Genomic DNA, 26397 nt, shown 5'->3' with positions numbered 1-26397 from the left:
ATGGCCCCGGCCGAGGCGGCCCGGCGGGTCGCCGCCAATCCCATCCAGGTTCTGGGGCGCTCGACCCTGGCCGCCGTGCGCACGGTCGGCGCGGTCGGCGTCTTCGCCGTGCGCGGGGCCGTCGCCGCCCTGACCCCGCCCTGGTTCCTGAGCCAGCTGTGGCGCCAGATCGTGGCCATCGGCTTCTTCTCGCTGCCGGTGGTGGGCCTGACCGCCGTGTTCACCGGCGCGGCCCTGGCCCTGAACATCTTCACCGGCGGCGGGCGCTTCAACGCCGAGCAGGTGATGCCGCAGATCGTCGCCCTCGGGATCACCCGCGAGCTCGGCCCGGTGCTGGCCGCCCTGATGCTGGCCGGCCGGGTATCGGCCGCCATCGCCGCCGAGATCGGGGCGATGCGCGCCACCGAGCAGATCGACGCCATGCGCACCCTGTCAACGGACCCGTTCCGCTACCTAGTCGGCCCGCGCCTGTTGGCCGGCGTGCTGATGCTGCCCCTGCTGACCGCGGTCGCCGACACCATCGGCGTCGCCGGCGGCTGGCTGGTGGCCACGCGGGTGCTGGAATTCAACCCGACCATCTACATCCGCAACACCATCGACTTCCTGCAGACCTGGGACGTCGTCTCGGGCCTGATCAAGGCGGCGGTGTTCGGCTTCATCGTGGCGCTGATGGGCTGCTATCACGGCTACAATGCCTCGGGCGGGGCGCGAGGCGTCGGCCGGGCCACCACCCACGCGGTGGTGTCGTCGGCGATCCTGATCTTCGCCTCCGACTATCTGCTCACCACCTTCTTCACTCACGCCGCCCAATGACCGCAGCGATCCCAAAGCTCGCCTGGAAGGGCGTGACCAAGCGCTTCGAGGGCCGCGCGGTCCTGGACGGCCTCGACCTGTCGGTCGCGCCGGGCAAGTCGCTGGTGATCATCGGCGGCTCGGGCCAAGGCAAGTCGGTGACCATCAAGACCGCCCTCGGCCTGATGCGCCCCGAGGCCGGCAAGGTCGAACTGGACGGCAAGAACGTCGTCGGCCTGTCGGAGGGGGCGCGCCGCAAGCTGTTCTCGCGGATCGGCGTGCTGTTCCAGGGCGCGGCCCTGTTCGACAGCCTGACCGTCTGGGAAAATGTCGCCTTCCGCCTGATCAACGCCGATGGCGTGCCGCGCAAGGAAGCCCGCGAGCGCGCGATCGAGGCCCTGGAGCAGGTGCGCCTGGCTCCGGCCGTCGCCGATCGTTTTCCTTCCGAACTGTCGGGCGGCATGCAGAAGCGCGCCGGCCTGGCCCGCGCCGTCGTCGCCCGGCCGGAGATCCTGTTCTTCGACGAGCCGACCACGGGTCTGGATCCGATCACCGCCGCGGCGATCAACCAGCTGATCTCCGACCAGGTGCGCCGCCTCGGCTCGACCGCCGTGTCGATCACCCACGACCTGGCCTCGGCCCAGACGATCGGCGACGAGATCGCCATGCTGCACGACGGCAAGATCATCTGGCGCGGCCCGGCCGCCGAGCTGCGGACCACCGACAATCCTTATGTTCGCCAGTTCGTGGAAGGCCGCGCCGAGGGTCCGATCTCCCATGCGGTCTAGAATCGTCGCGGCCGCGCTGCTGGCGGCCAGCCTGGTCGCGGGAAGCGCCCAGGCCCAGTCCTATGTCCGCGCTGACTGTCAAAGCCTGGTGGGTGTCGCGCCCAATCGCTACGACACGCCCGAGCATGAGCGCTGGTACAGGCGGTTCTGGACCGGCAATTGCGACCACCTGGCGTTCTGCGTGCCCGGCTCGCCGAACTGGAACGACATCGTCGGCAAGCTGCTGGTCAAGGGCGGCCCCTCCGAACGCCCCGGCGTCCTGCCCAAGGCCTGCCGCCTGGGCCAGCTGGTCGGGCTGGAATGGTCACGCGAAAAGGTGATCCGCAAGATCGACACCAGCGACCTGCGGGGCTTCAACAAGATCCTGGAATCGTCGAACGACACCCTGAAGGGCCTCGACAAGGTCGAACAGGCGGCGCGCGCGAAGCTGGCCCGCTAGGCAGCCTCTCGCAGCGTTTCCGCCAGCAGCTTGCCCTCGACGACCCGGCTCGACCCGGCGCGCCAAGCCACGACGATTTCGCGGCTGGGATGTTCGGCGGCCAGCGGCCGGATGGTGATCGCCGTCTTGTCGGTCAGGCCCGCCTGCACCGCCATGGCCGGCAGGAACGAAACGCCCAGGCCCGAGCCGATCATCTGCACCAGGGTCGGCAGCGAGGTGGCCGCGAAGCTTTCCTCCTCGCCGACGCTCTTGGACGGCTCCAGCCCGCAGGCGGCCAGGGCGTGGTCGCGCAGACAGTGGCCGTCTTCCAGCAGGATCAGATCATCGCCACGCAGGCTGTCGGGATCGACCCGGACCGACGCCGCCATCGGGTGGTTGGCCGGCGCCGCGGCCAGCAATTCGTCGTCCTCGACGTGGGCCCAGTCTAGGCCGGCCATGTCGTAGGGCAGGGCGATCAGCGCCGCGTCGAGCGCGCCGCTCTTCAGGGCCGCGATCAGGCGGTGGGTCAGGTCCTCGCGCAGAAACAGCTTCAGCTTCGGAAAGCGGTCGCGCAGCACGGGCAGGGCGCGCGGCAGCAGATAGGGCGCCACGGTCGGGATCACGCCCAGACGAAAGCGGCCCGCCAGCGGCTGGCCGGCGCCGCGCGCGGCCTGCACCAGGTCCTCGGCCCGCGTCAGGATGTCTTCGGCCCGCCGCACGGCTTCCTGGCCGGCGGCGGTCAGGATCACACCCGAGCGCGCCCGGTCGACCACCGGCGCGCCCAGGATCTTCTCCAGTTCCTGGATGCCGGCCGACAGGGTCGGCTGGGTGACGAAGGCGCTCTCGGCGGCGCGGCTGAACGAGCCGTGCTCGGACAGGAGCTTCAGATATTGCAACTGGCGAAGGGTCGGGAGGAGCATGAGGGCTATATAGGGCGGATCTATCGAGATGCAAAAAACTATCGATTGGATAACTGAACCGCCGGAGCGTAGCCAGATCGCACGGTGATGTTCCGGCGTTTCTCCCCCACCGACGCCGACCACCCCGCCAGTCCCGGTCCGCCCGCGTCTCCCCCTCCCCACGGCGCGGACCGGGACGAACCGTCCCCGCCGATGCTAAGCCGCTGATCCCTGTCCGACGGAGCGCTCCCATGTCGATCGAGGCCCTGCGGGCCCAGCTGCCCGCCTATGCCCGCGATCTGGGAACCAACCTCTCGGTCGTGGCTGGGGAAACGGTGCTGTCGGATCAAGCCCGGTGGGGCTGCTTGGTCGCCAGCGCCTACGCGGTCGGCGAGCCCGAAACCTTGTCGGCGATCGAGATCGCGGCCCGGGAGGCCGGCCTCTCGCACGAAGCCTTCGAGGCCGCGAGGACGGCGGCCGCGATCATGGCCATGAACAACGTCTATTTCCGCGCCCTGCACCTGATGCGATCCCCGGACTACAAGGCCTTACCTTCGCGGCTGCGCATGAACCGACTAGCCCACCATCCCGGCGTGGAGACCGTCGACTACGAGCTCTGGTGCATGGCCGTCTCGGCCATCAACGCCTGCGGCGCCTGCCTCGACAGCCACGAGGCCGAGCTGCGCCAACGCGGCGTGCGGCCCATCCAGGTGCAGGCCGCCCTGCGCATCGCGGCGGTTGTGAGCGCCGTGGGCCGGGTGCTGGCGGCCGAGTCCGTCGGGCGTCCCCAATTTTCGGGGATTTGAAACCGGTCCGCGACGCCCGGTCGCGGGCCAGCGGCCCTTGGCGCCCCTCGACATTCATCTTGTCCGTAAACTAAGTTGTTAACCTCTGGGTAAGAGATTCGCGGCTTCCGCAAGGCGTTCCTTCAGGACGTGGCGGGCTCGCATGGGGCGAAGGTGGGCTAGATGAGACTGCTGTCGAAGAATTCTCGTGAGAACAAATCCGGCAAGCCGACCGTTCTGGGTGAGGAAACCCGGATCGAGACCGTGCAGCACCAGATCGAATCCACCCAGGCGATCGGCCAGCGCTACGAGACCATCCACGGTGGCCTGGACAGCATCGGCCGGGTCATGGAGCACCTGAAGGCGATCGAGCCGCTGATCGCCGAGATCCGCGGCCCCGTCGCCCAGGAGTTCGAGGCGCGCCGCAGCGAGCACGCGGAACTGATCGCCCTGCGCTCCAACTACGACCAGGCTCAGCGGATCATCGCCCAGATCCAAGCCGAGGAGCGCGAAGTGTCCGCGCGCCTGGCCGCCGCCGAAACCGCGCTCGGCGAATCCGAAGCGCGCCGTCAGACCCAAGAGACGACCCTCGAGGACAATGCGCTCGAGATCGATCGCCTGCGCAACGCCCTGCTGCAGTCGGACCTGAAGGTCTCTAGCCTTGACGCCAGCTTGCGCGACTCCACCGCCCGCATCGAGCACCTGGCGCAGGACCTCGAAGGTCTGCGCGCCCAGGCTCAGGAGATCGACGCTCGTCGTGGCGACGCCGAGGCCGCCCTGGCCCGCGCCAACCAGGACAACGCCCTGCTGGGCGAGGAAGCCGCGACCCTGAAGAAGCGCGTCGACCAAGCGGGCCTGGACGTGGCGCGCCTGTCGCGCATCGAAACCGACCTCGAAGCCCAGATCGCCGCCGAACGCGCCCGCGTCCAGGCGATCGAGAACGCCCTGGCGGCCCATCAGACCGACAGCGGCCGCACCATTCGCGGCCTGGAGAGCCAGGTCGAGGCCGCCCGCGCCGAGATCTCGGCCCTGCAGACCCGCCTCGAGACCGCCACCGGTCGCGCCGACAAGCTGGAAGAGATGAACGGCCAGATCTCGGCCCGCCTCGCCGAGTCCTCGGCTCACCAGAAGGCGGTCGAGCGCCGCGCCGGCGATCTCAACGTCGCCCTGGAGCGCGCCCTGGACCGGATCCGTACGCTGGAAGAAGAGTCGGACGGCCTGCGCCAGCGCCACGCCGGCGTCGACACCGCCCGCGCCACCGCGATCGAGCGCGCCGACCAGCTGGCCAAGAACGCCGTCGCCCAGGACAAGGCCATGAAGCGCGCCGAGGAACGGGCCCAGCAACTGCGCACGCGGCTCGACGCCATGCAGGAAGCCCAGGACCAGCTGCGCCGCGAACACGAAGAGAAGGTCGCCGAGCTGCAAGGCACGATCGAACGCCTCACCTCGGAAGCCGCCCTGGCCGAAGGCGCCCTGGAAGCGGCCCGCCGCGACCGCTCGCGCCTGCAGATGGCCCTGCTGGGCGCGTCGGACGAGGGTCTTGCCGAAGCGGGGTGAGGTTCATCTCTCAACGAAAGCTGGACTCAGATGCAAGACGCCCGCGCGCCGAAAGGTTCGCGGGCGTTTCTGCATGCGCCTGCCATCAACCCGTGTCATCCCGGCCGTAGCGAAGCGAAGAGCCGGGACCCAGGGACCACCGCACTGGGCTTGGCCCTGGGTCCCGGGTCGGCTACGCCGCCCGGGATGACACGGGTTGTTGTTACTTGAGGCCTTGGGGTCCCTCGGCCGCCGCCTTCAGCCCCGCCACCTGCTGGCCGACCACGCCGTCCACCGGGGCGGCGAGCTTGTCCAGGCCGCCCTTGAAATAGCCGCCGACGTCATAGGTGACGGTCACCGTGGTCTGGCCGTCCTTCTCGGCGAGCAGGACGGTGAGGGCGCCGCTCGCGCCGGAGGTCTGCAGCGGACCCAGGGCGCCGGACAGCACCAGCTTTTGCCCGGGCGCGGCATAGACCGTGGTCATGTGCAGCACCGAGCCGCCGTTCGGCAGGCGCTCGCAGAAGCAGCCGCCCGAGGCCGCCCCCAGGGACAGATTGGCGGACGCGCCCGACCAGGTATGTGCGGACACCCACCATTTCGAGGGCTGCACCAGGGTCGCCCAGACAACGCTGGCCGGCGCGGCGACCACGACCTCGTGACGGATCTCGAAACCGCTAGGCTGGGCGTCGATCACCGCCGCCCGCGCGCTTCCGGCCGCCAGCAGCGCCAGGACTGTCGCGGCGATCGTCATCTTCATGGATTTTCCCTCCCGAACCCGACGCAAGGCTGGGGGCAGGGCGGGGAGACCGTCAAGAGCCCGTTATTCGACCGGTGAACTCACGGTCGCGCCCCCGGCCTTCAGCCGATCCAGCACGCCATTGGCCGGCAACAGGAAACCCAGATCGACCACCGCCACGGTGACGCCGGGACGCTTCAGGGCGTCTGTCATGGCGTCGGTGGTCTGGATCACGCCTTTCTCCAGCAACGCCGGGCCGCCCGGCGCGCGCAGCAGGCAGCGCTGAACGGCGCTGGCCCGATAGCGAGCGCGGACCGAGCCCAGGTCTCCCTGCGCCCAGTCGCCGCCGATCGTGGTGGAGTGGGCGCCGTCGTAGGCGATCTCGTCCAGCGCCACGCGCAGGCAGTAGAGCTGGTCCTCGTCCGAAAGCTTGGACGCGATCGTGGTCACCGCGCTCATCCGGTACTGGCCGACGGCCTTGACCTTCAGCTTGCGGGCCTTGGCCATGCGCTCGATCGTGCTGACCGGCTTGGCTTCCGACAGGCCCGCCGCCTGGCGGAAGTCCGACAGCAGCAGGAAGCCCGCCACGGCCGGCCGCCAGTTCTTGTAGTCGCCCGCGCGCTTGCGGGCCTGGGTGCGGGACTCGATGAATCGGGCCTTCAGGTCGGGCGGCAGCTGATCTTCCAGATTCTTGCCCATCGGCTGGCGCAGGCCGCCGCCGAATTTGAAAATGAAGCCGGCGATCTGGGTGACGCCTACCGAGGCCTCGGGCGGAACCAGCACCAGGCTGGCCTTGTCCAGCGCCTTGTTCAGGCGCGGGCTTTCCCACTTCAGCTGGTGGGGCAGGGGCGGGGCCGAGCCGAGGATGTAGAGCTTGGCGCCGTCCTTCTCGACCAGCCAGATGGCCGGACCAGGCGGCTTGGCGACGACGGTCAGCTCGGCGACCACCGCGCTTTCGTCCTGGGCCGGGGCGGCGCCGAGGTCGACGGTGGGCGGCGGCGCAGGGGTGGTCTGGGCGGCGGCCGGCATGGCCAAGGTCAGGCAAATGGCCAGAGGAACGAGCTTTGACGCGATCATCGATACTCCTTCGGCCCCGCGACTGCATAACGCGCGCCGTCGCTTCATGGAACTTCCCGCCTGTAACGAGAGAAGGAGGGTTTTGTCCGCTCCACTTTATTTCGTCATCCCGGCCGAAGCGAAGCGTAGAGCCGGGACCCAGGGGCAACCGCGATGCGCCGGCCCTGGGTCCCGGATAGCCTCTACGAGGCTTCCGGGATGACGAGGATTGTGGCCCGTGTTCTCTAACCTTAAGCCCCAGCCGGGACCGGGAAGCCCCGATGCCGCATCAGCGCCCCGATCTTCACGTCGCGGCCGCGGAAGGCGCGGAACTGGTCGACGGGGTCGACCGTGTTGCCCTTCGACATGATGGTCTCATACAGCCGCTTGGCGGTCGGCTTGTCGTAGAAGCCGCCCGGCGCCTCCTGGAAGGCTTCGGCGACGTCGGCCGTCAGGGTGTCGGCCCACAGATAGCTATAATAGCCGGCCGAATAGCCGTCGCCCGAGAACACGTGACCGAACTGCGGCGTGCGGTGCCGCATAACGATCTCCTTGGGCATGTTCAGCTTGGCCAGTTCCTCGCGCTCGAACTTGTCCGGGTCGATGTCGACGTCGCCGGCCAGGTGCAGCTTCATGTCGATCAGGGCGCTGGCCAGATATTCGGTCGTGCCGAAGCCCTGACCGAACTTGCCGGCCGCCTCGATCTTATCGACCAGGGCCTGGGGGATCGGCTTGCCGGTCTGATAGTGCAGGGCGAACTGGTTCAGCACCTCTTTGGTCGGCAGCCAGTGCTCGTTCAGCTGGCTGGGGAACTCGACATAGTCCCGCGCCACGTTAGTGCCCGACACGGTCGGATAGGTCGCATTGGCGTTCAGGCCATGGATGGCGTGACCGAATTCGTGGAACAGGGTGACGGCGTCGTCCCACGAGATCAGTAGGGGCTCGCCGGGCTTGCCCTTGATGAAGTTGGCGTTGTTCGAGACGATCGTCGTGATCTCGCCCTTGAACCGCTCCTGGGTGCGATAGGCGTTCATCCAGGCGCCCGAGCGCTTGCCGGGGCGGGCATAGGGGTCGAAGTACCAAAGGCCGACGTGCTTGCCGGCGCGGGTCACCTCATAGACCGTGATGTCCTCGTGATAGACGGGGATGCCTTCCAGCTTCTTGAACTGGAAGCCGTACAGCTGGCCCGATGCCCAGAACATGCCCTCGCGCAGCTTGTCCAGCTGCAGATACGGCTTCACTTCGTTCATATCGAGGTCGTACTTCGCCTTGCGGACCTTCTCGGCGTAGTACCGGTAATCCCAGGACTCCAGCTTGAAGCCGCCCCCCTCCTTGTCGATGATCGCCTGCATGTCGGCGACGTCGATGGCGACCTGGGCGATGGCCGGGGTCCAGACCGCCTCCATCAGGGCCATGGCGTTCTCGGGCGTCTTGGCCATGGCGTTCTCGAGACGCCAATGGGCGTGCGTCTTGTAGCCCAGCAGCTTGGCCCGCTCGACGCGCAGCTTCAGGATCTTGGCGATGATGGCGTTATTGTCGGTCGCCCCGCCGTTGTCGCCGCGATTGACGAAGGCGCGCCAGACCTTTTCGCGGGCCGCGCGGGCCGGGGACTCGGTCAGGAACGGATCGACGCTGGAGCGGGTGTTGACGACGATGAACTTGCCCGGAAGCTTGCGGGCCGTGGCGTTCGAGGCGGCGGCGGCTTTCAGGCTTTCCGGCAGGCCGACCAGGTCGGCGTCGGTCAGCTCGATCCAGGTGTTCTCGTCGGCCAGCAGGTTCTGGCTGAACTTGGTGAACAGGCCGGCCAGCTCGGTGTTGATCGCCCCGACCCGAGCCTTGGCGGCCGCGTCCAGCTTGGCGCCGGCGCGCACGAAGTTGGTGTAGTAGATCCACAGCACCCGCTGCTGTTCCGGCGTCAGCTTGGCCTTGTCGGGCGAAGTGTAGACGGCCTCGATACGGGCGAAGAGCGCCGCGTTCTGGGTGATCTTGTCGCCGTGCGCCGAGAGCACGGGATCCATCTCCGCCTCGACGACCTGGAACTCCGGCGTGCTCATGGTCGAGCCCCAGATGCCGTAATAGGTCTGGACGTCGTTCAGCAACCGCCCGGCGTCTTCCAGCGCCGCGATCGTGTTGGCGAAGGTCGGCGCGGCTCTGTTGGCGGTGATCGCGTCGATCTCGGCCAGGTTCTTGGCCATGGCCGCCTCGATGGCCGGCTTGAAGTCGGCGACCTTGACCTTGTCGAAGGCCGGCACGCCGCCATAGGGGCCGGTCCACTTGGCGGTCAAGGGATTGGTCGTCTGGGCCATGGACAAGCTCGGATTGAGGGCGGCGACCGCGCCGGTGGCGGCGGCTGAAGCAAGGAACGTACGACGTTGCACGGAGTGTCTCCGGTGAAGATTTGCAGCGACCCTAGGGCATGGCTCCATGGGCGTCACATGACAGGACCGTAACCTTTCCAGCCACGTGGACGGCGCCGGCTTTGGCGGCTACAGCTTGCCCATGATCGGCGTCTTCGACTCCGGCGTGGGCGGCCTCTCGGTCCACCGCGCCCTCGTGCAACGTCTGCCGCGCGCGGACTTCACCTATCTGGCCGACCAGGCCAACGCGCCCTATGGCGTGCGGACCGGCGAGGACATCGTCGATCTCACCCGCGCGGGCTGCGAGCGCCTGTTCGACCGCGGCGCCAGCCTGGTGGTCCTGGCCTGCAACACCGCCTCGGCCATCGCCCTGCGCCGGCTGCAGCAGACCTGGCTGCCCGGCTATCGCAAGGCCCTGGGCCGGCCGGTCAACATCCTGGGCATCATCGTGCCGACCATCGAGGCCGCCACCGGCCTGCCCTGGGAGCACGAGGCCGAGCGACGCGGCGAGAAGGTCGAGCAGCTGGACATTCTGGGCGTGTTCGCGACCCCGGCCACGGTGCGCTCGCGCGTCTACGAGATCGAGATCGACAAGCGCAAGCAGGACCTGGCGGTGTTCTCCGAACCCTGCCCGCAGCTGGTGCCGCTGATCGAGGGCGACGCCAGCGCGGTCGAACTGGCCAAGGCGGTTGAGGGCCACGTCCAGGCGCTGAAGACCCGCATCGGCCGCTTCCCCGACCGCGTGGTGCTGGGCTGCACCCACTACGAGATCATCGCCGACATCTTCCGCGCCGCCTTGCCGGCCGGGACGCCGCTGATCCAGCAGCCCGCCTCGACCGCCGACGCGCTGGAGCTCTATCTCGAGCGCCATCCGGAATATCAGCAGGGAACCGGCGGGAGCCGCGTGTTCCTGACCACGGGAACGCCGGGCCCGCAGAACGGCCTGGTCCAGGGCTTCTGGGGCGGTCCGGTGGCGTTCGAGGCCGCGTAACCCGCGACGTTGTGAATCATTTCCTGACGAACGCCGTAAACGCCTCTTAACGCTCTTCGGGCACAACATCGCGGTTCGACCCATTCTGGCGGGTCGCGAGATGAGTTGAGTTCGGAGACTTTCATGGCGCGAGCCGCGCGGCGATCCACGACGGAGCTCCTCTGGGACGCCCTCCGTTACAGCTGGGTCCAGCCTTGGACGGCCCGGTTCCGGGGTGGAATCGTCACCGTGATCGGGGCGGTGCTGCTGCTGGCCATCGCGACCTACAACGCCACCGATCCCAGCTTGAACGCCGCCACCGGCGAGGCGGCCCGCAACGCTCTGGGCGGCCCCGGCGCGGCGGTCGCCGACCTGCTGATGCAATCGCTGGGCCTGGCCGGCTGGGGGGTCGCCCTGCTGATGCTGGTGTTCGGCGTCACCCGCGTGGCCCAGGCCGACCCGGACGCCGAGCGCAAGGATCTGCGCCAGCGCGCCGTCGTCGGCGCGCTGGGCCTGCTGGCCTTGTCGGCCACCCTGGCCGCGCCGCCGCCGCCGGCCATCTGGCAGCTGGAGAAGGGTCTGGGCGGCTTCTGGGGCGACGCCCTGCTGCACATGGTCGCCGGAACCTTGCGCTACGCCCACATCCCCGGCGCGACGATCATCGCCGCCGTCCTGTTCGCCATCGCCGCCATCGTCGCCCTGGGCTTCGCGATCGGCGTGCGCGAGGTCGATCCTGACGCCATCCACACCGCCGTCGCCAACGCCTTGCAGCCGCGCGTTCGCCCCGAGCCGGAGCCCGTCGCCGCGCCCGTCAAACCCGCCCGCGTCAAGAAGGATAGGGCCGAGGCTCCGGCCAAGCGCGACCGTCCCGGCCGCCTGCCGCCGCTCGAGGCCGACGAAGACGACGGCGTGGTCGCCGCCCCGACGCCAATCGCCAACGAGCGCGCCTATACGCCACCGCCCGCCGCCCAGAGCGACGAGGACGAATTCGAGGACATGCTCGACGCCCGTCCGATGGCGATCGCCAAGCCCAAGACCGTGCCCAAGGAGTCGGGCCGCGAGCAACGCGAGCAGCAGAAGGCCTTCGACTTCGACGACGAGGCCGGCTTCCAGCTGCCCGAACTGGCCATGCTGGCCAAGTCCAAGCCGCGCTCGTCGGAAGTCGACGCCGGCGCCCTGCGCCAGAACGCGCGCCTGCTGGAAAGCGTGCTGGCCGAGTTCGGCGTCAAGGGCCAGATCGACCAGATCCGCCCCGGCCCCGTGGTCACCATGTACGAGCTGGTGCCGGCCCCCGGCGTCAAGACCGCCCGCGTCGTGGCCCTGGCCGACGACATCGCCCGCTCGATGAGCGTGATCTCGTGCCGCGTCGCCGTGGCCCAGGGCCGCAACGCCATCGGCATCGAAATGCCGAACCAGCGCCGCGAGACCGTCTATCTGCGCGACCTGCTGTCCAGCGCCGACTACGAGAAGGCCAGCCAGATCCTGCCCATGGCCCTGGGCGAGACGATCGGCGGCGAGCCCTATATCGCCGACCTGGCCAAGATGCCCCACCTGCTGATCGCCGGCACGACCGGCTCGGGCAAGTCGGTCGGCGTCAACGCCATGATCCTGTCGATCCTGTACAAGCTGCCGCCCGAGAAGTGCCGCTTCATCATGATCGATCCGAAGATGCTGGAACTGTCGGTCTATGACGGCATCCCGCACCTGCTGGCCCCCGTCGTGACCGATCCCAAGAAGGCCGTCGTGGCCCTGAAGTGGACCGTCCGCGAGATGGAGGACCGCTATCGCCGCATGTCCAAGATCGGCGTGCGCAACATCGGCGGCTACAACGAGAAGGCCAACGAGGCCGCGGCCAAGGGCGAGCATTTCGAACGTACGGTTCAAACGGGGTTCGACGACGCCGGCCGGCCGATCTACGAGACCGAACAGATCCGTCCAGAGGCCATGCCCTATCTGGTCGTGGTCATCGACGAGGTCGCCGACCTGATGATGGTGGCCGGCAAGGACATCGAAGGGGCCGTTCAGCGTCTGGCCCAGATGGCCCGCGCCGCTGGCATCCACCTGATCATGGCCACCCAGCGCCCGTCGGTCGACGTGATCACCGGCACCATCAAGGCCAACTTCCCGACCCGGATCAGCTTCCAGGTCACCAGCAAGATCGACGCTCGCACCATCCTGGGCGAGCAGGGCGCCGAGCAGCTGCTGGGTCAGGGCGACATGCTGTATATGGCCGGCGGCGGCCGCATCACCCGCCTGCATGGCCCGTTCGTTTCCGACGGCGAGGTCGAGCAGGTCGCCAAGTTCCTGCGCGACCAGGGCATCCCCCAGTATCTGGAGGAGGTCACGGCCGGCGGCGACGAGGAACAGGAAGAGGCCATCGAGGGCGCGTTCTCGGGCGAGGGCGGGGCCAACGATCTCTACGACCACGCCGTGGCCGTGGTCACCCGCGACCGCAAGGCCTCGACCAGCTACATTCAGCGCCGCCTGCAGATCGGCTACAACCGCGCCGCCTCGCTGATGGAGCGGATGGAGAAGGAGGGCGTCGTCGGCGCCGCCAACCACGCTGGCAAGCGCGAGATCCTGGCCCCACCGCCGCCGCCGATGTAAATCCTGTCATCCCGGACAAGCGCGCAGCGCGCCGATCCGGGACCGCCGAAAACTCCGAGCCTGCCGCGTTCCCGGCTCTCCGCTCCGCTGCGGCCGGGATGACAGGGTTTGTTGCGGGAGGCCGGGCAACTTCCGGCCCAGCTTCGGCGTTCCCACCTCCCAACCTGAACGGCGCTTCATCGGAGCGCCGGAAAATGGCCCCGCGGCGGCCTTCGCGTAGGCCAAGGTTGGCGCTAAGGAGTCCGTATGACCAAGACCACACGCCGTATCCTGCTGGCGGCCGGCCTAGCCGCCGCCATCGCCTCTCCGGCGCTCGCTCAGACCGCGCCGACGCCCGCCATTCTGTCGACCGAGCAGAAGGCCCTGCTGGACAAGGCCACCGCCTATATCCAGGGCCTGTCGTCGGCCAAGGGCCGCTTCGTGCAGACCGACGCGCGTGGAACCCAGACGCAGGGAACCTTCTATTTGCAGCGTCCGGGCAAGGCCCGGTTCGCCTACGACCCGCCAGCCGGCCTGCTGGTCGTCAGCAATGGCAACAACGTCAACATCTTCGACAGCCGGCTGAAGACCTATGAAAGCTATCCGCTCAGCAAGACGCCGCTGAACCTGCTGCTGGCCCGCGAGGTCCGGCTGGATCGCGGCGTGGTCATCACCGACATCCGCCCGCTGGCCGACGGCTTTACGATCGTGGCCCAGGACGCCAAGCGCCAGGCGCTGGGCAAGATCTCGCTGGATTTCTCCAACGCCCCGGTCGCCCTGATGGGCTGGACGGTCACCGACATCAAGGGCGGTCAGATTCGCGTACGGCTCAGCGATTTCGCCGAGACCTCGGACCTGGATCCGAAACTGTTCGTGCTGACCGATCCCCGGCGGAAGGTCGGCAAGCCCTAGCCCCTTAAGGATTGTGACATTCCCACAACAGGCAAGAATCAACCCGCTTTGGGGTTGACTTAAAGTTTGGACGTGGCATATTTAACACGCATGGCGATGAGCGACCGACCCGCTCTTCGCGAACCGTGCCGGATCCTATCCCCTCCCGGCGGCGGCATGAGAGACTAGACTTTTGCCCCGGCGCCGATGCGCCGGGGCATTTTTCTTTCCGATCTCGAGATTTCCGGGCTAGAGCGCTGACATGCGCCTCCGTATCGCCACCTGGAACGTCAATTCCGTCCGTTTGCGCGCCGAACAGGCCGCCCGTTTCGTCGACGAGCAGGCGCCCGACGTTCTGTGCATGCAGGAGATCAAGTGCCAGGAGGGCGAGTTTCCGCGCGAGGCCTTCGCCGCCATGGGCCTGCCCTATCTGAAAATCGCCGGCCAGAAGGGCTGGCACGGGGTGGCCATCGCCTCGCGCCTTCCGTTCGAGGATGTCCCGACCCTGATGAATTGCCGCGAGGGCCACGCCCGCTGCGTCGCGGTCAAGGTGGCCGGGGTCGATATCCAGAACTTCTACATCCCGGCCGGCGGCGACGTGCCCGACCGTACCGTCAACACCAAGTTCGATCACAAGCTGGACTTCTACGAAACCCTGACGGCCGCGCTGAAGAAACGCGATCCCAAGGCGCCGCTGATCGTCACCGGCGACCTGAACGTGGCTCCCGGCGAGAACGATGTCTGGAGCCACCGCCAGATGTCGAAGATCGTCAGCCATACGCCGATCGAACTCGAGGCCTTCGCGGGCCTGATGGATTCGATGGATTTCCTCGACCTGCCGCGCCTGGCCACGCCGGAGCCCGAAAAGCTGTTCTCGTGGTGGAGCTATCGCGCCGCCGATTTCCGCAAGTCCAACCGCGGCCTACGCCTGGACCATATCCTGGCCAGCCCCGGCCTGCGCGACGCCGCGATGCTGGACGGCAAGGTCAGCGCCCGGGTGCATGACGACGTCCGCGAATGGGAGCGGCCTAGCGACCACGCGCCGGTGACGGCGGATCTGAAGATCTAGCTGTCGAAATACCCGGCCGTTTCGAGATCCTCCATCAGGCTGGGACCGACGGGGGCCCAGCCCAGCGTCTCGCGGGTCCAGGCGGCCGAGGTCGCCGCGTCCATGCTGGCGAACATGGCGAACCAGCCGAAGTGCTCGGGCGAGCGGCTCTCGACCGGAACGCCCAGGCCCTTGCCGATCGCGGCGGCGATGACCTTGAACGGCACGGCCTGCTCGGCGACGGCGTGATAGCGCTCGCCGCCCGCGCCGCGTTCGATCGCCAACCGATAGAGGCGAGCGGCGTCCATGCGGTGAACGGCCGACCACTTGTTGTCGCCTTCGCCGATATAGGCGGCGACGCCCTTTTCGCGGGCCAGGCCGATCAGCATCGGCACGAAGCCGTGGTCGCCCGCTCCATGGGTCGTCGGCGCCAGGCGGACCACCGAGGCCCGCACGCCCCGCGCGACCAAGTCGTCAGCCCCCAGTTCCGACAGGCGTGGCGAGGCTTGTCCGGGCCGGTCCTCCTCGGTCGCCAGACGGCCGGGCGCCAACATGGCGGTGCCCGAGGTCACCAGGATCGGCTTTGTCGTGCCCTCCAGCGCGCCGCCCAGGACCTCGATCGCGCGGCGGTCCTGTTGAGCGTTCTGCGCGAACTTCGAGAAGTCGTGGTTGAAGGCGGTGTGGATGACGCCATCGCAGGCGGCCGCGCCCCGAGCCAGACCCTCCAGATCATCCAGATCGCCGCGCTGGGCCTGGGCGCCCGCGGCTTCAAGCTGAGCCTCACCGATATCGGAACGGGAGAGACCCAGCACCTGATGACCGTGAGCGAGCAGGTCCTGAACGACGGCCGAGCCGACGAAGCCGGTCGCGCCGGTGACGAAAATACGCATGGGCTGATCTCCGAGATGTTCTCCCGGTCAGAAAATGCTCTAAGCTGATCCTGGTAAAGTAGTGAGCTTATACGGGTATAAGAGCTAACAGCATGAACGCGCCGATTCCGAACGAGAACCGGTTCGGGGCCTATCTCCGCGACCGACGGATCAAGCTGGACGCCGCCGCGCTGGGTTTTTCCGGCCCGCGACGGCGTACGCCTGGCCTCCGCCGGGAGGAGGTCGCCCAGCGCGCCCATATCAGCGCCACCTGGTATACTTGGCTGGAACAAGGCCGCGGCGGGGCGCCGTCTGGCGATGTGCTCGACCGCATCGCCCGCGCCCTGCTGCTGACCGATGTCGAACGCGAGCACCTGTTCCTACTGGGTCTCGGCCGGCCGCCCGAGGTTCGATATCGCGAGACCGAAGGTGTTTCGCCCCGGCTGCAGCGCGTGTTGGACGCGCTGGATCCCAGCCCGGCCATGATCAAGACCCTGACCTGGGACATCATCGCCTGGAATCGGGCGGCCTTGGCGGTCTTCGCCGACTACGCGCTGTTGCCGCCCGAGGAGCGCAACATCCTGCGCCGCCTGTTCCTGGATCCAAGAGTTCGAGCAATCAATCCCGACTGGGACAGCGTGGCGCGCTTCGTGGTCGCCGCTTTCCGGGCCGATGTGGCGCGCGCCGGGGCCGGGGCCGAGGCTTCGGTCAACACTCTGATCGATGAGCTGTCGCGCGGCAGTCCGGAGTTCGCGGCGCTGTGGGCCGACAATGACGTGCGCTACCATGGCGAAGGTCTCAAGCGGCTGCACCACCCGGCGCTAGGACCGATCGCGTTCGAATATTCGGCCTTCGCGGTCGACGGCCGGCCGGACCTGGGGATGATCGTCTACAATCCCGCGACGCCACAGGATCTCGACCGCGTGCGGGCGTTGGTGGAAGCGAGTTGAACTGGCGTCCGGCTTAGGGTGGTGAGCGACTTTCCCCAATTCAGTAGCAACCGCGCGGCGCGGTGTACCGCGTTCCGATCATTGTCCGCTGTCTCTGGATGAAAACGATCTTTCCGATGTAACAATTCGGTGTCGCGTCCAATTTCACGATCTGCTGCTGCCCGTTGACGTCGATGACGGCAAAGGTCTCGACGCTCCCCCGCCGGCCAAGTTTCCGAAACTCAACAACCTTGCCCTCTGTGTTGCTGACGGCGGCGAACGGACTGACGACCAGGGCGATGAGGGCGAGGCCTACAATCGCCAAAACGAATCCCACGGATTCTTTGCGCCAAACCCACCAAGCATAAAGATTGTCGAGGCGGCGAGCTTCCATAGCTCAAGGCTATTCGAGAGCGTGCGATCTGTCGCTGGGAACGTCCGCCAAGGGTGGGGAGCGAACATTTCCAACTTCCGCTCTCCCCGGCGAAAGCCGGGGCCCAGATCGAACCCATCGACGGTGGATAGGTTGACGGGCGTTTCTCGGATCATCCCAAACCGCTCAGGCTGAATCTGGGCCCCGGCTTTCGCCGGGGAGAGCGGGAGAAGGGGAGCTTTGTTCTGACAGGGTGTAACCACTCACCCTCCCATGCTGCGCATGGGCCCCTCCCTCTCTCTCAGAGAGAGGGATTCACGGGGATTGAGCCTGCTGTATCCCCGGCGTTCGCGAGATCGAACCCCACGAATTCAACCACTTCTCACTTTTACGCGGCTCTGAATGATCCGCGTTCAAACCCGCCCCATACTCAGAGCCGTCCCCGTCGCGAGGGGAGGGCGCTTGGATCCGGCCCAAAGCGGCGACGGGGATAGGTTGAGCGGGGCCGCGTGGGCGCCGCCTCGGTTCGGGTGGTGGTCTGTTCGTGGATAGATCCGGGACCACACGAAGGCCGAGGGGTTAGGCGAGCGCGGAGCGACAGGGCGGTGATCGATCTAAAGCCGCCTATCGTGGATCGCCGAGCTGGAGACGGAATAGCCGATCCAGTTGGTCCGCGCCCGTCCGGGGGTAACGGAGGCCCGAGCAGACAACGCTCACGCCCGCCGTCCTCACGGCAAAGAACAGCCTGGCGGAGCGGTCGTCCGAGCCGAAACGTAAAATCAAACTCACGGTCTCCGGGTTCGCCCGGCCGCTCCGTCGCCTCCCCAACACCTTCAGCGGTCAGGCCGCGTGAAGCGGAGGACGCATGAGCGAAACCCTAGCCCTCGGCCGCGACGACTCCAAACTGGATCCAAAGCGCCTTGTCCTTGAGGTTCTTGCGGATCCAGGCGGCGTGGACTTCGCGCTCGGCGTCGGTCGAGCGGGGCGCCAGCGGGCGGGGCCTCGACCCGTACGATCCCTGGATCGCCGCCGAGACCGCCATCGCCGACACGGCGTGGGTCAGTTCCAGGGCGCGTTCCTTGCCACCCTGCAGTTCCAGATAGACCTCGGCCAGCAGGTGGGCGTCGATCAGGGCCCCGTGCTTGTCGCGGCTTTCCAGGCTGATCTTGAACCGCTTGCAGAGCGCGTCGAGCGAATTGTACATGCCCGGAAAGCGCTTCTTGGCCATGGCCAGGGTGTCGATCCAGCGATCCTCGTGAACCGGCGCGCGGCCGCACTTTTCCAGCTCGAAATTGACGAACGAGCGGTCGAAGGCGGCGTTGTGGGCGACGACGACGCTGTCGCCGACGAACTCGATGAACTTGTCGGCGATCTCGTGAAACTTCGGCTTGCCGGCCAGGAAGGCGCCGGACAGGCCGTGGACCTTCTCGGCCTCGGCCGGCATGTCGCGTAGCGGGTCGCAATATTCGTGGAACGAGCGGCCGGTCGGCATGAAGTCGACCACCTCGATGCAGCCGATTTCGACCAGGCGATCGCCCGTCTTCGGATCGAAGCCGGTGGTTTCAGTGTCGAGGATGATTTCCCGGGCCATCGCCCTTCAATGCCGCCGTTCGAGTCCCGCATCAAGCGGCGCTGGAAGTTCTCAACAGAGTCAGAAGGTCGCGCACCTGCTGGCGCGCGTGGTCCAAGCCTTGCCCCGTATCGATGACGAAATCGGCGCGGGCGCGCTTTTCGGCGTCGGGCAGCTGGCGGGCCAGGATCGCCTCGAACTTTTCAGAGGTCATCTCGGGCCGGGCCAGGACCCGGGCCCGCTGGACGTCGGCCGGGGCCGAGACCACCACGACCTTGTCGACCTTCTTCTCGCCGCCGGTCTCGTAGAGCAGGGGGATGTCGAGCACGACGATGTCGGCGCCCTTGGCCTCGGCGTCTTCGAAGAAACCGATCCGGTGGGCGCCGACCAGCGGATGGACGATCGCCTCCAGCTTGGCCAGGGCCTCGGAGTTGCCGACCACGGCGGCGCTGAGCTTGGCGCGATCGATCGCGCCGTTCATGACGACGCCGGGAAAGGCCGCTTCCACGGGACCGACGGCGCCGCCGCCGAAGGCGTACAGCGCATGGACGGCTGCGTCCGAGTCGTAGACCGGTACGCCTTCGGCCTGGAACATGGCCGAGGTTGTCGACTTGCCCATGCCGATCGAGCCGGTGAGACCCAGGATCAGCATCGCTTAGCCCTCGCCCAGGATCCGCAGCAGCATGCCGCGCGCATCGACCTCGGCGGGCGGAGCCACGCCGTACATCCGCTCGAAGCTCGGGACCGCCTGGCGCAGCAGCATTTCCAGGCCATCGACCGTACGGCGACCGACAGCCTCGGCGCGGCGCAGGAATTCGGTGCGCAGCGGCTTATAGACCATGTCCATGACCACGGCTGTCTCCGGCGTCAGGGTGAGGTCCGCCGCCGGACCTTCACCGCCGCCCAAGCCCAGCGACGTGGCGTTGATCACCAGGCCCGCGTCGGCGAGCAGGGCCGGAAGGTCCGCGTCGCCGGCCGCGATCACCTTTTCGGCGAATGCGTCCGCCAGCGCCTGGGCGCGGGCGACGGTGCGGTTGACGATCCGCACTTGGGGCGCTCCGGCCAGCAGAAGGGCGGCGGTCGCCCCGCGCGCCGCGCCGCCGGCCCCGAGGATCACGACCGGCGCGGCCGCGACGTCGAAGCCTGGCGCCTGCACGGCGATCGCGCCCAACAGCCCCGGGCCGTCGGTGTTGTCGGCGTGGATCGACCCGTCCGCCTCGAAGATCAGCAGGTTGGCCGCGCCGGCCATGCTGGCGAGATCGCTGGCCTGGTCGGCGGCGGCCAAGGCGCGTTCCTTGAAGGGAATCGTGACGTTGAGGCCGCGGATCGCGCCGCCCCGGAAACCCTGCACGAAGGTTTCGAAATCCTCGGGTCGCGGGGCGAACGGCGCATAGACGGCGTCGAGCCCGGCGGCTCGGATCCAGGCGTTGTGGATCAGCGGGCTCATCGAGTGCTTGATCGGCGCGCCGCAGACCCCGCCGACCACGGCGGCTCCAGAGATCGTCATGCGGCGACAGCTCCGTGAAGACGCAGAAAGTCGAGCAGGCCGATCAACGGCAGGCCCAGGATGGTGAAATAGTCGCCGTCGACCCGGTCGAACAGCTGCACGCCCTCGCTCTCCAGTTCGTAGCAGCCGACCGACCACAGCAGGGCTTCGCCGCGACGTTCGATATAGGCGTCGAGCCAAGCCTCGCTGAACGGGCGCACCGAAAGCTTCGCGCTCTCGACGATCCGCCAGATCGGCTGGCCGTCGCGGGCCACGACGACGGCCGAGTGCAGCTTGTGGGTCTGGCCGCGCAGGTCCAGCAGGCGCGCGCGGGCCTCTTCCAAAGTGTCGACCTTGTCGATCAGCTTGCCCTTGAGGTCGAGGGTCTGGTCGGCGCCGATCACCAGGCCCGGCCGCCGGGCCGAGACCTTGACCGCCTTCATCTCGGCGAGCGCGTCGGCGATGTCGCGCGGCGTGACCTCTTCCGCGAGAAGGCCGGCCTTGGCCGCATCCTCGTCGACGCCGGGGCGAACCGCCTCGAAGGCGACGCCGGCGTTCTTCAGGATCATCTGACGCGCGGCGCTGGTCGAGGCGAGCGTGACCGGCGTCATCCGAGGACCTCGACCTTGCCGCGACCGCCCGACAGCAGGTTGATGATCGCCGCCGCCGTCTCCTCGACCGAGCGGCGGGTGATGTCGATGACCGGCCAGTTCATCCGCTCGAACAGGCGGCGGGCGGCGATGATCTCCGAGCGCACGGCGTCGCTATCGACATAGTCGCTCTCGCGGTTCTCCTTCAGCGAGAGCAGGCGGTTGCGGCGGATCTGGATCAGGCGGTCGGGCGAAGTGATCAGGCCGACGATCAGGGTGTTCTTCAGCTCGAACAGCTCGGGCGGCGGCGGCCGACCCGGGACCAGCGGCACATTGGCGGCGCGCACGCCCCGGTGGGCTAGATAGATGCAGGTCGGAGTCTTGGAGGTCCTCGACACGCCCACAAGGATCACGTCGGCCTGGGTCAGGTCCTGGCCGCCTTGGCCGTCGTCGTGGGCGATGGCGTAATCCAGCGCCTCGATGCGATCGAAATAGTCGTTGGTCAAAGCGTGCTGGGCGCCGACCCGGGTCGAGATCCGCGCGCCCAGATAGCGCGACATGGCGCTGATCACCGGGTCGAGCGCGGCGATGCAGGGCATTTCCAGCTTGCGGCAACCTTCCTCGAGCGCGGCGCGCAGGCCTGGATCGACGATGGTGTGCATCACCACGCCCGGGGCGCCGCCGATCTCTTCCAGCGCCCGATCCAGCTGCCGGGTGGAACGGACCAGCGCGTAGATGTGTTCGATGGGCAGGATGTCGGTGAAACGGGCGCACACCGCGCGCGCCATGGCGTTGAGCGTCTCGCCCGTGGAATCCGAGACCAGGTGGATATGGAAGTAGGTGGCGAAGCGCGGCGGCAGCCGCTCGCTTTCGCCCTGAGCCAGACTCTCCTGTGGATCATCCGTTAACGGTTGTTTAACCACTTGCCCTGCCTCTGGGGACGCCCGGGCGCCGATGGGCCTCCGAGGCGTCGTGACATGGCGCCGCTGTGATCAACGGTCGCATTGCCCGCGTATCATCCCCAGGCTCGCCCCGCATCCCCCGAAGTCTGAATTCCGGCTGTCCAAACACCGGGGAAGAGTCTCGCGAGGGGTTTTTCGCCCGCCGTTTCGCGTTAAGAATTCATTAAGGTCTTCAACGACCTGTCAGGTCGTCCACATGATTAACAAAGCCTTAACCACATGTGGGAAGCCTTGGGGGCAAGCGCGGATCAGGTGTGGGAGTCACGCGCCCGCCAGAGGTTTTCCCCACTATGCAGTTGCCCTCCAACCCCCTCCTACAATCTTAATTTCTTATTAAGAAATGATAGGAGTCTTACGGACTTGAGCCCGAGCCCAGGCCGGGCTTTAACCCGAGCCATGACGTCTCCGGTCCAGACTCCCAAATTTCTCTCCGCGCTTTCGGGCGAGAGCCATGCGAACCCTCCGATCTGGTTCATGCGGCAGGCGGGCCGGTATCTGCCCGAGTATCGCGCGGTGCGAGCCACGGCCCCGGACTTCATCAGCTTCTGCTTCGATCCGGAGAAGGCGGCCGAGGTCACGCTGCAGCCGATGCGGCGCTTTCCATACGACGCGGCCATCGTGTTCGCCGACATCCTGCTAATCCCCGGCGCGCTAGGCCAGAAGGTGTGGTTCGAGGCCGGCGAAGGTCCGAAGCTGGGTGACATGCCGTCGATCGAGTCCATGGCCGAGAAGGCCGGCGAGGCGGGCAAGTCTCTGTCGCTGATCGGGGAGACGCTGACCCGGGTTCGTTCGGCGCTCGATCCGGACAAGGCCCTGATCGGCTTCGCCGGCGCGCCGTGGACGGTGGCGACCTATATGATCGAGAAGGGGTCCAGCGATCGCAGCGGCGCGCGGACCTATGCCTACCAGCACCCCGAGCAGCTGGACGCCTTGATCCAGGTGCTGGTCGACTCGACGATCGACTACCTGGCCATGCAGGTCGACGCCGGGGCCCAGACGCTGAAGCTGTTCGAGAGCTGGGCCGAGGGTCTGTCCGAGCCGCTGTTCGATCGTCTGGTCACCCAGCCGCACATCAGGATCATCGAGGGGTTGCGCGCGCGGGGCGTCACCGTGCCGATCATAGGCTTCCCGCGCGGGGCCGGGACCTTGGTCGAGGACTATGCGGCCAAGACCCCGGTGCAGGGCGTGGCGCTCGACACCCAGGCTTCCGCCAAACTGGGCCGGTCGATCCAGAAGACGAAGACCATCCAGGGCGCTCTGGATCCGCTGCTGCTGCGGGCCGGCGGCGATGCGCTGCTCAAGCGCGTCGATGAGCTGCTGGAACAATGGAACCAGGGTCCCTACATCTTCAACCTGGGTCACGGCATCCTGCCCGATACGCCGATCGCTCACGTCGAGGCGGTGCTTGAGCGGGTGACGGGCCAGAAGGTTCGCGGTCAGTGAACAGGAAGCTCGCCGTCGTCCTGTTCAATCTCGGCGGGCCAGACGGTCCGCGCGCCGTGCGGCCCTTCCTGTTCAACCTGTTTCGCGATCCCGCGATCATCGGCCTGCCGGCGATCGCCCGCTATCCGATCGCGGCCCTGATCGCCACGACGCGCGAAAAGACCGCCAAGGCCAACTACGCGATCATGGGCGGCGGCTCGCCGTTGCTGCCGGAGACGGAGAAGCAGGCGAGGGCGCTGGAAGCCGAGCTGGCGCGGACCCTGCCCAGTGTCGAGGCCAAGTGTTTCATCGCCATGCGCTACTGGAACCCGCTGACCGGCGAGACGGCCAAGGCGGTCAAGGCGTTCGCGCCGGACGAGATCGTCTTGCTGCCGCTCTATCCGCAATACTCGGCGACCACGACCGCATCGTCGCTGAAGGCTTGGCGGGAGATCTATTCCGGCGGCGGTCGTCAGACGACGGTCTGCTGCTATCCGACGGACGCCGGCCTGGTCGACGCCCATGCCCGCCTGATCCGCGAGACCTGGGAGAAGGCCGGTTCGCCGGCCGATGTCCGGCTGCTGTTCTCGGCCCACGGTCTGCCGGAGAAGGTGATCCTGGCCGGTGACCCCTACCAGAAACAGATCGAGGCCACGGCCGCGGCGGTGGCCGCCAAGCTGCCGGCCGGTCTGGACTGGACGGTCTGCTACCAGAGCCGGGTCGGGCCGATGAAGTGGATCGGCCCCTCGACCGACGACGAGATCCGTCGCGCCGGGGCGGAAGGTAAGGGCGTGATCGTCACCCCGATCGCCTTCGTCTCCGAGCACGTCGAGACCCTGGTCGAACTCGACCATGAATATGCCGAGCTGGCGCGAGACGTCGGGGTCGCGTCCTATGTCCGCGTGCCGGCCCTGGGCGCCGCGCCGGAATTCATCGCCGGCCTGGCTTCGACGGTCGGCCGGGCTCTGCCCGCCGGCGGAGTCGTCCCCGGAAGCGCCTGGCGGTGCGGTGAATTCAACTGTCCGTGCAAGGAAGGAGCTCAGGCGTGATCGATTTCCTGGTGGCGCATTTCAACCTGGTACGTGGTCTGCACATCCTGTCGGTCATCGCCTTCATGGCCGGGCTGCTCTACCTGCCGCGCCTGTTCGTCTATCACACCAAGGCCGCGCTGGGCTCCGAGATGGACGAGACTTTCAAGGTCATGGAGCGCCGGCTGCTGCGCGGGATCATCAATCCGGCCTCGATCGCGACCTTCGTGTTCGGCCTGGGCCTGATCGTGGCCGACAGCCAGATCCGCGGCTGGAGCTTCCTGGCTGAACCGTGGATGGCCACCAAGCTGGTTTGCCTGGTCGGGCTCTACGGTTGGCACGGCTTCCTGTCGGCTTCACGCAAGAAATTCGAGCGTGGCGAGAACACCCGCTCGGAGACGTTCTGGCGCGCCACCAACGAGATCCCGTTCCTGCTGGCGATCGTCATCGTGATCTCGGTGACGACTAAGTTCCTGAACCACTGAAGGCCGACAGTATGACCGGCGGTGCTTGACCCGCCGGTCCTCGCGTGGTTTGCATCTCAGGTAGGACCAGCACCCTGTGTTGATCCGATCTTTTCACGGACCGGCGCCCGTCCTGGCGCGCCCCGCGAGCGGTTCCGCTCCAAGGTCCGTCCCCCGAACGATCCGCGTCATCGTCAACCGACGCGCTCGCCTGGTTCGCCCCGATGGGTTGGCTCGGCGTGATCCTTGAAATTCTACCGGCCGGACTCCGTCGTGGGGTCCGCGCCCTGACTTGAGTCTTGTCATGACCGAAGAAACCGAAAACGAAATCCCCGCGTCGGACGATGGGGCCGCCGAAGAGGCGACCACCGAAGAGTCCTCGGACGTCGTCGTCGATACGACCGCCGAAGCCTCCGCGGATAGCCAAGAGATTGGGACCGAAGCCGACGGCGACGACGACGGCTCCGGCATCGCCGAGGCCGTCGCGGCCCTGGGCCTGAAGTCCATGTCCCTGCAGGAGCTGAAGGAGAAATCCCCGGCCGATCTGCTGGCGTTCGCCGAGACCTTCGAGGTCGAGAACGCCAACTCCATGCGCAAGCAGGACATGATGTTCGCGATCCTGAAGACCCTCGCCGAGGAAGGCGTGGAGATCTCGGGCTCGGGCACCATGGAAGTGCTGCAGGACGGCTTCGGCTTCCTGCGCTCGCCGGAAGCCAACTACCTGCCGGGCCCGGATGACATCTATGTCTCGCCGTCGCAGATCCGGAAGTATGGCCTGCGCACCGGCGACAGCGTCGACGGCGCCATCCGGTCGCCGCGTGAAGGCGAGCGCTACTTCGCCCTGACTAACGTCTCGAAGATCAATTTCGAGAGCCCGGACAACGTCCGACACAAGGTCCACTTCGACAACCTGACGCCGCTCTATCCTGAAGAGCGCCTGAACATGGAGCTGCCCGATCCGACCGTTAAGGATCGCTCGGGCCGCGTCATCGACATCGTCGCTCCGCTCGGCAAGGGTCAGCGCTGCCTGATCGTCGCCCCGCCGCGCGTGGGCAAGACGGTCATGCTGCAGAACATCGCCAAGTCGATCGAGACCAACCACCCCGAGTGCTACCTGATCGTCCTGCTGATCGACGAGCGCCCGGAAGAAGTCACCGACATGCAGCGCACGGTGAAGGGCGAGGTCATCGCCTCGACCTTCGACGAGCCGGCGACCCGTCACGTGCAAGTGGCCGAAATGGTCATCGAAAAGGCCAAGCGCCTGGTCGAACACAAGCGCGACGTCGTCATCCTGCTGGACTCGGTCACGCGCCTCGGCCGCGCCTACAACACCACCGTCCCGTCGTCGGGCAAGGTGCTGACCGGCGGTGTCGACGCCAACGCCCTGCAGCGGCCGAAGCGCTTCTTCGGCGCGGCGCGCAACGTGGAAGAGGGCGGTTCGCTCTCGATCATCGCCACGGCTCTGATCGACACCGGCAGCCGGATGGACGAAGTGATCTTCGAAGAGTTCAAGGGCACCGGTAACTCGGAAATCGTCCTGGACCGCAAGGTCGCGGACAAGCGCATCTTCCCGGCCATCGACGTGCTCAAGTCGGGCACTCGCAAGGAAGAGCTGATCACGCCGCGCGACCAGCTGCAGAAGACCTACGTCCTGCGTCGGATCCTCAACCCCATGGGCGCCTCGGACGCGATCGAGTTCCTGCTCGACAAGCTGCGTCAGTCCAAGACCAACGGCGACTTCTTCCAGTCGATGAACACCTGAGTCCAGGCGGACTCAGCCGGATACGAGAAAGGCGCCGGTCTGACCCGGCGCCTTTTTTGTTGGTTGGTCGTACCTGGACT

The 26397-nt window shown here is 67.3% G+C and carries 25 protein-coding genes; 14 read left to right on the top strand and 11 right to left on the bottom strand.

Annotated features, from left to right (window positions below; genetic code table 11):
* From ABIC66_RS04380 to ABIC66_RS04370, 3 genes are read left to right on the top strand one after another with little or no spacing between them, the layout of a single operon-like run.
* Complete coding sequence (locus tag ABIC66_RS04380) at positions 1 to 813, top strand: MlaE family ABC transporter permease (RefSeq protein ID WP_354068157.1); 813 nt, start codon at positions 1 to 3, stop codon at positions 811 to 813.
* Positions 810 to 1580 (top strand): ABC transporter ATP-binding protein, encoded by a 771-nt coding sequence (locus ABIC66_RS04375; RefSeq protein ID WP_354068156.1) that lies wholly within the window; start codon positions 810 to 812, stop codon positions 1578 to 1580. The genes ABIC66_RS04380 and ABIC66_RS04375 overlap by 4 nt, the downstream gene beginning before the upstream one ends.
* Positions 1570 to 2019, top strand: a complete 450-nt coding sequence (locus ABIC66_RS04370) for a hypothetical protein (RefSeq protein WP_354068155.1) — start codon at positions 1570 to 1572, stop codon at positions 2017 to 2019. The genes ABIC66_RS04375 and ABIC66_RS04370 overlap by 11 nt, the downstream gene beginning before the upstream one ends.
* Here ABIC66_RS04370 and ABIC66_RS04365 read toward each other — a convergent pair.
* Positions 2016 to 2918, bottom strand: coding sequence for a hydrogen peroxide-inducible genes activator (locus ABIC66_RS04365; RefSeq protein WP_354068154.1), 903 nt, complete (start codon positions 2916 to 2918; stop codon positions 2016 to 2018). The two genes, ABIC66_RS04370 and ABIC66_RS04365, sit on opposite strands and share 4 nt — an antisense overlap.
* 230 nt (positions 2919 to 3148) lie before the next feature.
* Here ABIC66_RS04365 and ahpD point away from each other — a divergent pair, with 230 nt between their 5' ends.
* Positions 3149 to 3703 carry an alkylhydroperoxidase, AhpD family gene (gene ahpD / locus ABIC66_RS04360; protein WP_354068153.1) on the top strand — a complete coding sequence of 185 codons (555 nt, stop codon included), beginning with the start codon at positions 3149 to 3151 and terminating at the stop codon, positions 3701 to 3703.
* Positions 3704 to 3865: 162 nt separating this feature from the next.
* Complete coding sequence (gene creS / locus ABIC66_RS04355; protein WP_354068152.1) at positions 3866 to 5239, top strand: crescentin; 1374 nt, start codon at positions 3866 to 3868, stop codon at positions 5237 to 5239.
* Positions 5240 to 5441: 202 nt separating this feature from the next.
* Here creS and ABIC66_RS04345 read toward each other — a convergent pair whose 3' ends face one another.
* The 3 genes from ABIC66_RS04345 to ABIC66_RS04335 form a co-directional block, all read right to left on the bottom strand.
* Positions 5442 to 5975: an SRPBCC family protein gene (locus tag ABIC66_RS04345; RefSeq protein WP_354068151.1), complete on the bottom strand. Its 534-nt coding sequence runs from the start codon at positions 5973 to 5975 to the stop codon at positions 5442 to 5444.
* A 63-nt stretch (positions 5976 to 6038) separates the two neighbouring features.
* Positions 6039 to 7079 carry a TraB/GumN family protein gene (locus ABIC66_RS04340; RefSeq protein WP_502910287.1) on the bottom strand — a complete coding sequence of 347 codons (1041 nt, stop codon included), beginning with the start codon at positions 7077 to 7079 and terminating at the stop codon, positions 6039 to 6041.
* A gap of 182 nt (positions 7080 to 7261) precedes the next feature.
* Positions 7262 to 9388, bottom strand: coding sequence for a M3 family metallopeptidase (locus ABIC66_RS04335; RefSeq protein WP_354068149.1), 2127 nt, complete (start codon positions 9386 to 9388; stop codon positions 7262 to 7264).
* Between the two features lie 121 nt (positions 9389 to 9509).
* Between ABIC66_RS04335 and ABIC66_RS04330 the strand changes: the two genes are divergently transcribed.
* The 4 genes from ABIC66_RS04330 (at position 9510) to xth (ending at position 14883) form a co-directional block, all read left to right on the top strand.
* Positions 9510 to 10358, top strand: a complete 849-nt coding sequence (locus ABIC66_RS04330; protein ID WP_354068148.1) for a glutamate racemase — start codon at positions 9510 to 9512, stop codon at positions 10356 to 10358.
* Between the two features lie 105 nt (positions 10359 to 10463).
* Positions 10464 to 12944: a DNA translocase FtsK 4TM domain-containing protein gene (locus ABIC66_RS04325; protein WP_354068147.1), complete on the top strand. Its 2481-nt coding sequence runs from the start codon at positions 10464 to 10466 to the stop codon at positions 12942 to 12944.
* A gap of 246 nt (positions 12945 to 13190) precedes the next feature.
* Entirely contained in the window at positions 13191 to 13835 is a 645-nt protein-coding gene (locus tag ABIC66_RS04320; RefSeq protein ID WP_354068146.1) for an outer-membrane lipoprotein carrier protein LolA, read from the top strand.
* Positions 13836 to 14076: 241 nt separating this feature from the next.
* Positions 14077 to 14883 carry an exodeoxyribonuclease III gene (xth, locus tag ABIC66_RS04315; protein ID WP_354068145.1) on the top strand — a complete coding sequence of 269 codons (807 nt, stop codon included), beginning with the start codon at positions 14077 to 14079 and terminating at the stop codon, positions 14881 to 14883.
* Here xth and ABIC66_RS04310 read toward each other — a convergent pair.
* Positions 14880 to 15752, bottom strand: a complete 873-nt coding sequence (locus ABIC66_RS04310) for an SDR family oxidoreductase (RefSeq protein ID WP_354068144.1) — start codon at positions 15750 to 15752, stop codon at positions 14880 to 14882. The two genes, xth and ABIC66_RS04310, sit on opposite strands and share 4 nt — an antisense overlap.
* 92 nt (positions 15753 to 15844) lie before the next feature.
* Between ABIC66_RS04310 and ABIC66_RS04305 the strand changes: the two genes are divergently transcribed.
* Positions 15845 to 16681, top strand: coding sequence for a helix-turn-helix transcriptional regulator (locus ABIC66_RS04305; protein WP_354068143.1), 837 nt, complete (start codon positions 15845 to 15847; stop codon positions 16679 to 16681).
* A 40-nt stretch (positions 16682 to 16721) separates the two neighbouring features.
* Here the strand turns inward: ABIC66_RS04305 and ABIC66_RS04300 are convergent, their stop codons facing one another.
* The 6 genes from ABIC66_RS04300 to ABIC66_RS04275 all read right to left on the bottom strand — a co-directional run bounded on the left by ABIC66_RS04300 (position 16722) and on the right by ABIC66_RS04275 (position 21602).
* Positions 16722 to 17054, bottom strand: coding sequence for a hypothetical protein (locus ABIC66_RS04300; protein ID WP_354068142.1), 333 nt, complete (start codon positions 17052 to 17054; stop codon positions 16722 to 16724).
* A gap of 856 nt (positions 17055 to 17910) precedes the next feature.
* The gene (dnaQ, locus tag ABIC66_RS04295) at positions 17911 to 18624 is read right to left on the bottom strand and encodes a DNA polymerase III subunit epsilon (protein WP_354068141.1); all 714 of its coding nucleotides are present in this window, start codon (positions 18622 to 18624) and stop codon (positions 17911 to 17913) included.
* 31 nt (positions 18625 to 18655) lie between these two features.
* The gene (gene coaE / locus ABIC66_RS04290) at positions 18656 to 19255 is read right to left on the bottom strand and encodes a dephospho-CoA kinase (protein ID WP_354068140.1); all 600 of its coding nucleotides are present in this window, start codon (positions 19253 to 19255) and stop codon (positions 18656 to 18658) included.
* Between the two features lie 3 nt (positions 19256 to 19258).
* Positions 19259 to 20110 carry a shikimate dehydrogenase gene (aroE, locus tag ABIC66_RS04285; RefSeq protein ID WP_354068139.1) on the bottom strand — a complete coding sequence of 284 codons (852 nt, stop codon included), beginning with the start codon at positions 20108 to 20110 and terminating at the stop codon, positions 19259 to 19261.
* Entirely contained in the window at positions 20107 to 20700 is a 594-nt protein-coding gene (locus tag ABIC66_RS04280; RefSeq protein ID WP_354068138.1) for a Maf family protein, read from the bottom strand. Before ABIC66_RS04280 ends, aroE begins: the two co-directional genes overlap by 4 nt.
* Positions 20697 to 21602, bottom strand: a complete 906-nt coding sequence (locus tag ABIC66_RS04275) for a pyruvate, water dikinase regulatory protein (RefSeq protein ID WP_354068137.1) — start codon at positions 21600 to 21602, stop codon at positions 20697 to 20699. The genes ABIC66_RS04280 and ABIC66_RS04275 overlap by 4 nt, the downstream gene beginning before the upstream one ends.
* A 435-nt stretch (positions 21603 to 22037) precedes the next feature.
* Here ABIC66_RS04275 and hemE point away from each other — a divergent pair, with 435 nt between their 5' ends.
* The 4 genes from hemE to rho all read left to right on the top strand — a co-directional run bounded on the left by hemE (position 22038) and on the right by rho (position 26317).
* Positions 22038 to 23084, top strand: a complete 1047-nt coding sequence (hemE, locus tag ABIC66_RS04270; RefSeq protein ID WP_354068136.1) for a uroporphyrinogen decarboxylase — start codon at positions 22038 to 22040, stop codon at positions 23082 to 23084.
* Positions 23081 to 24112 (top strand): ferrochelatase, encoded by a 1032-nt coding sequence (gene hemH, locus ABIC66_RS04265; RefSeq protein WP_354068135.1) that lies wholly within the window; start codon positions 23081 to 23083, stop codon positions 24110 to 24112. The genes hemE and hemH overlap by 4 nt, the downstream gene beginning before the upstream one ends.
* Entirely contained in the window at positions 24076 to 24576 is a 501-nt protein-coding gene (locus ABIC66_RS04260; RefSeq protein ID WP_502910303.1) for a CopD family protein, read from the top strand. Before hemH ends, ABIC66_RS04260 begins: the two co-directional genes overlap by 37 nt.
* Positions 24577 to 24859: 283 nt before the next feature.
* Positions 24860 to 26317 (top strand): transcription termination factor Rho, encoded by a 1458-nt coding sequence (rho, locus tag ABIC66_RS04255; RefSeq protein ID WP_354068133.1) that lies wholly within the window; start codon positions 24860 to 24862, stop codon positions 26315 to 26317.
* Positions 26318 to 26397: the final 80 nt, after the last annotated feature.

It is taken from the genome of Caulobacter sp. 1776 (assembly GCF_040545685.1).
Classification (GTDB): Bacteria; Pseudomonadota; Alphaproteobacteria; order Caulobacterales; family Caulobacteraceae; genus Caulobacter.
This window is presented reverse-complemented; position numbering and strand designations above follow the sequence as displayed.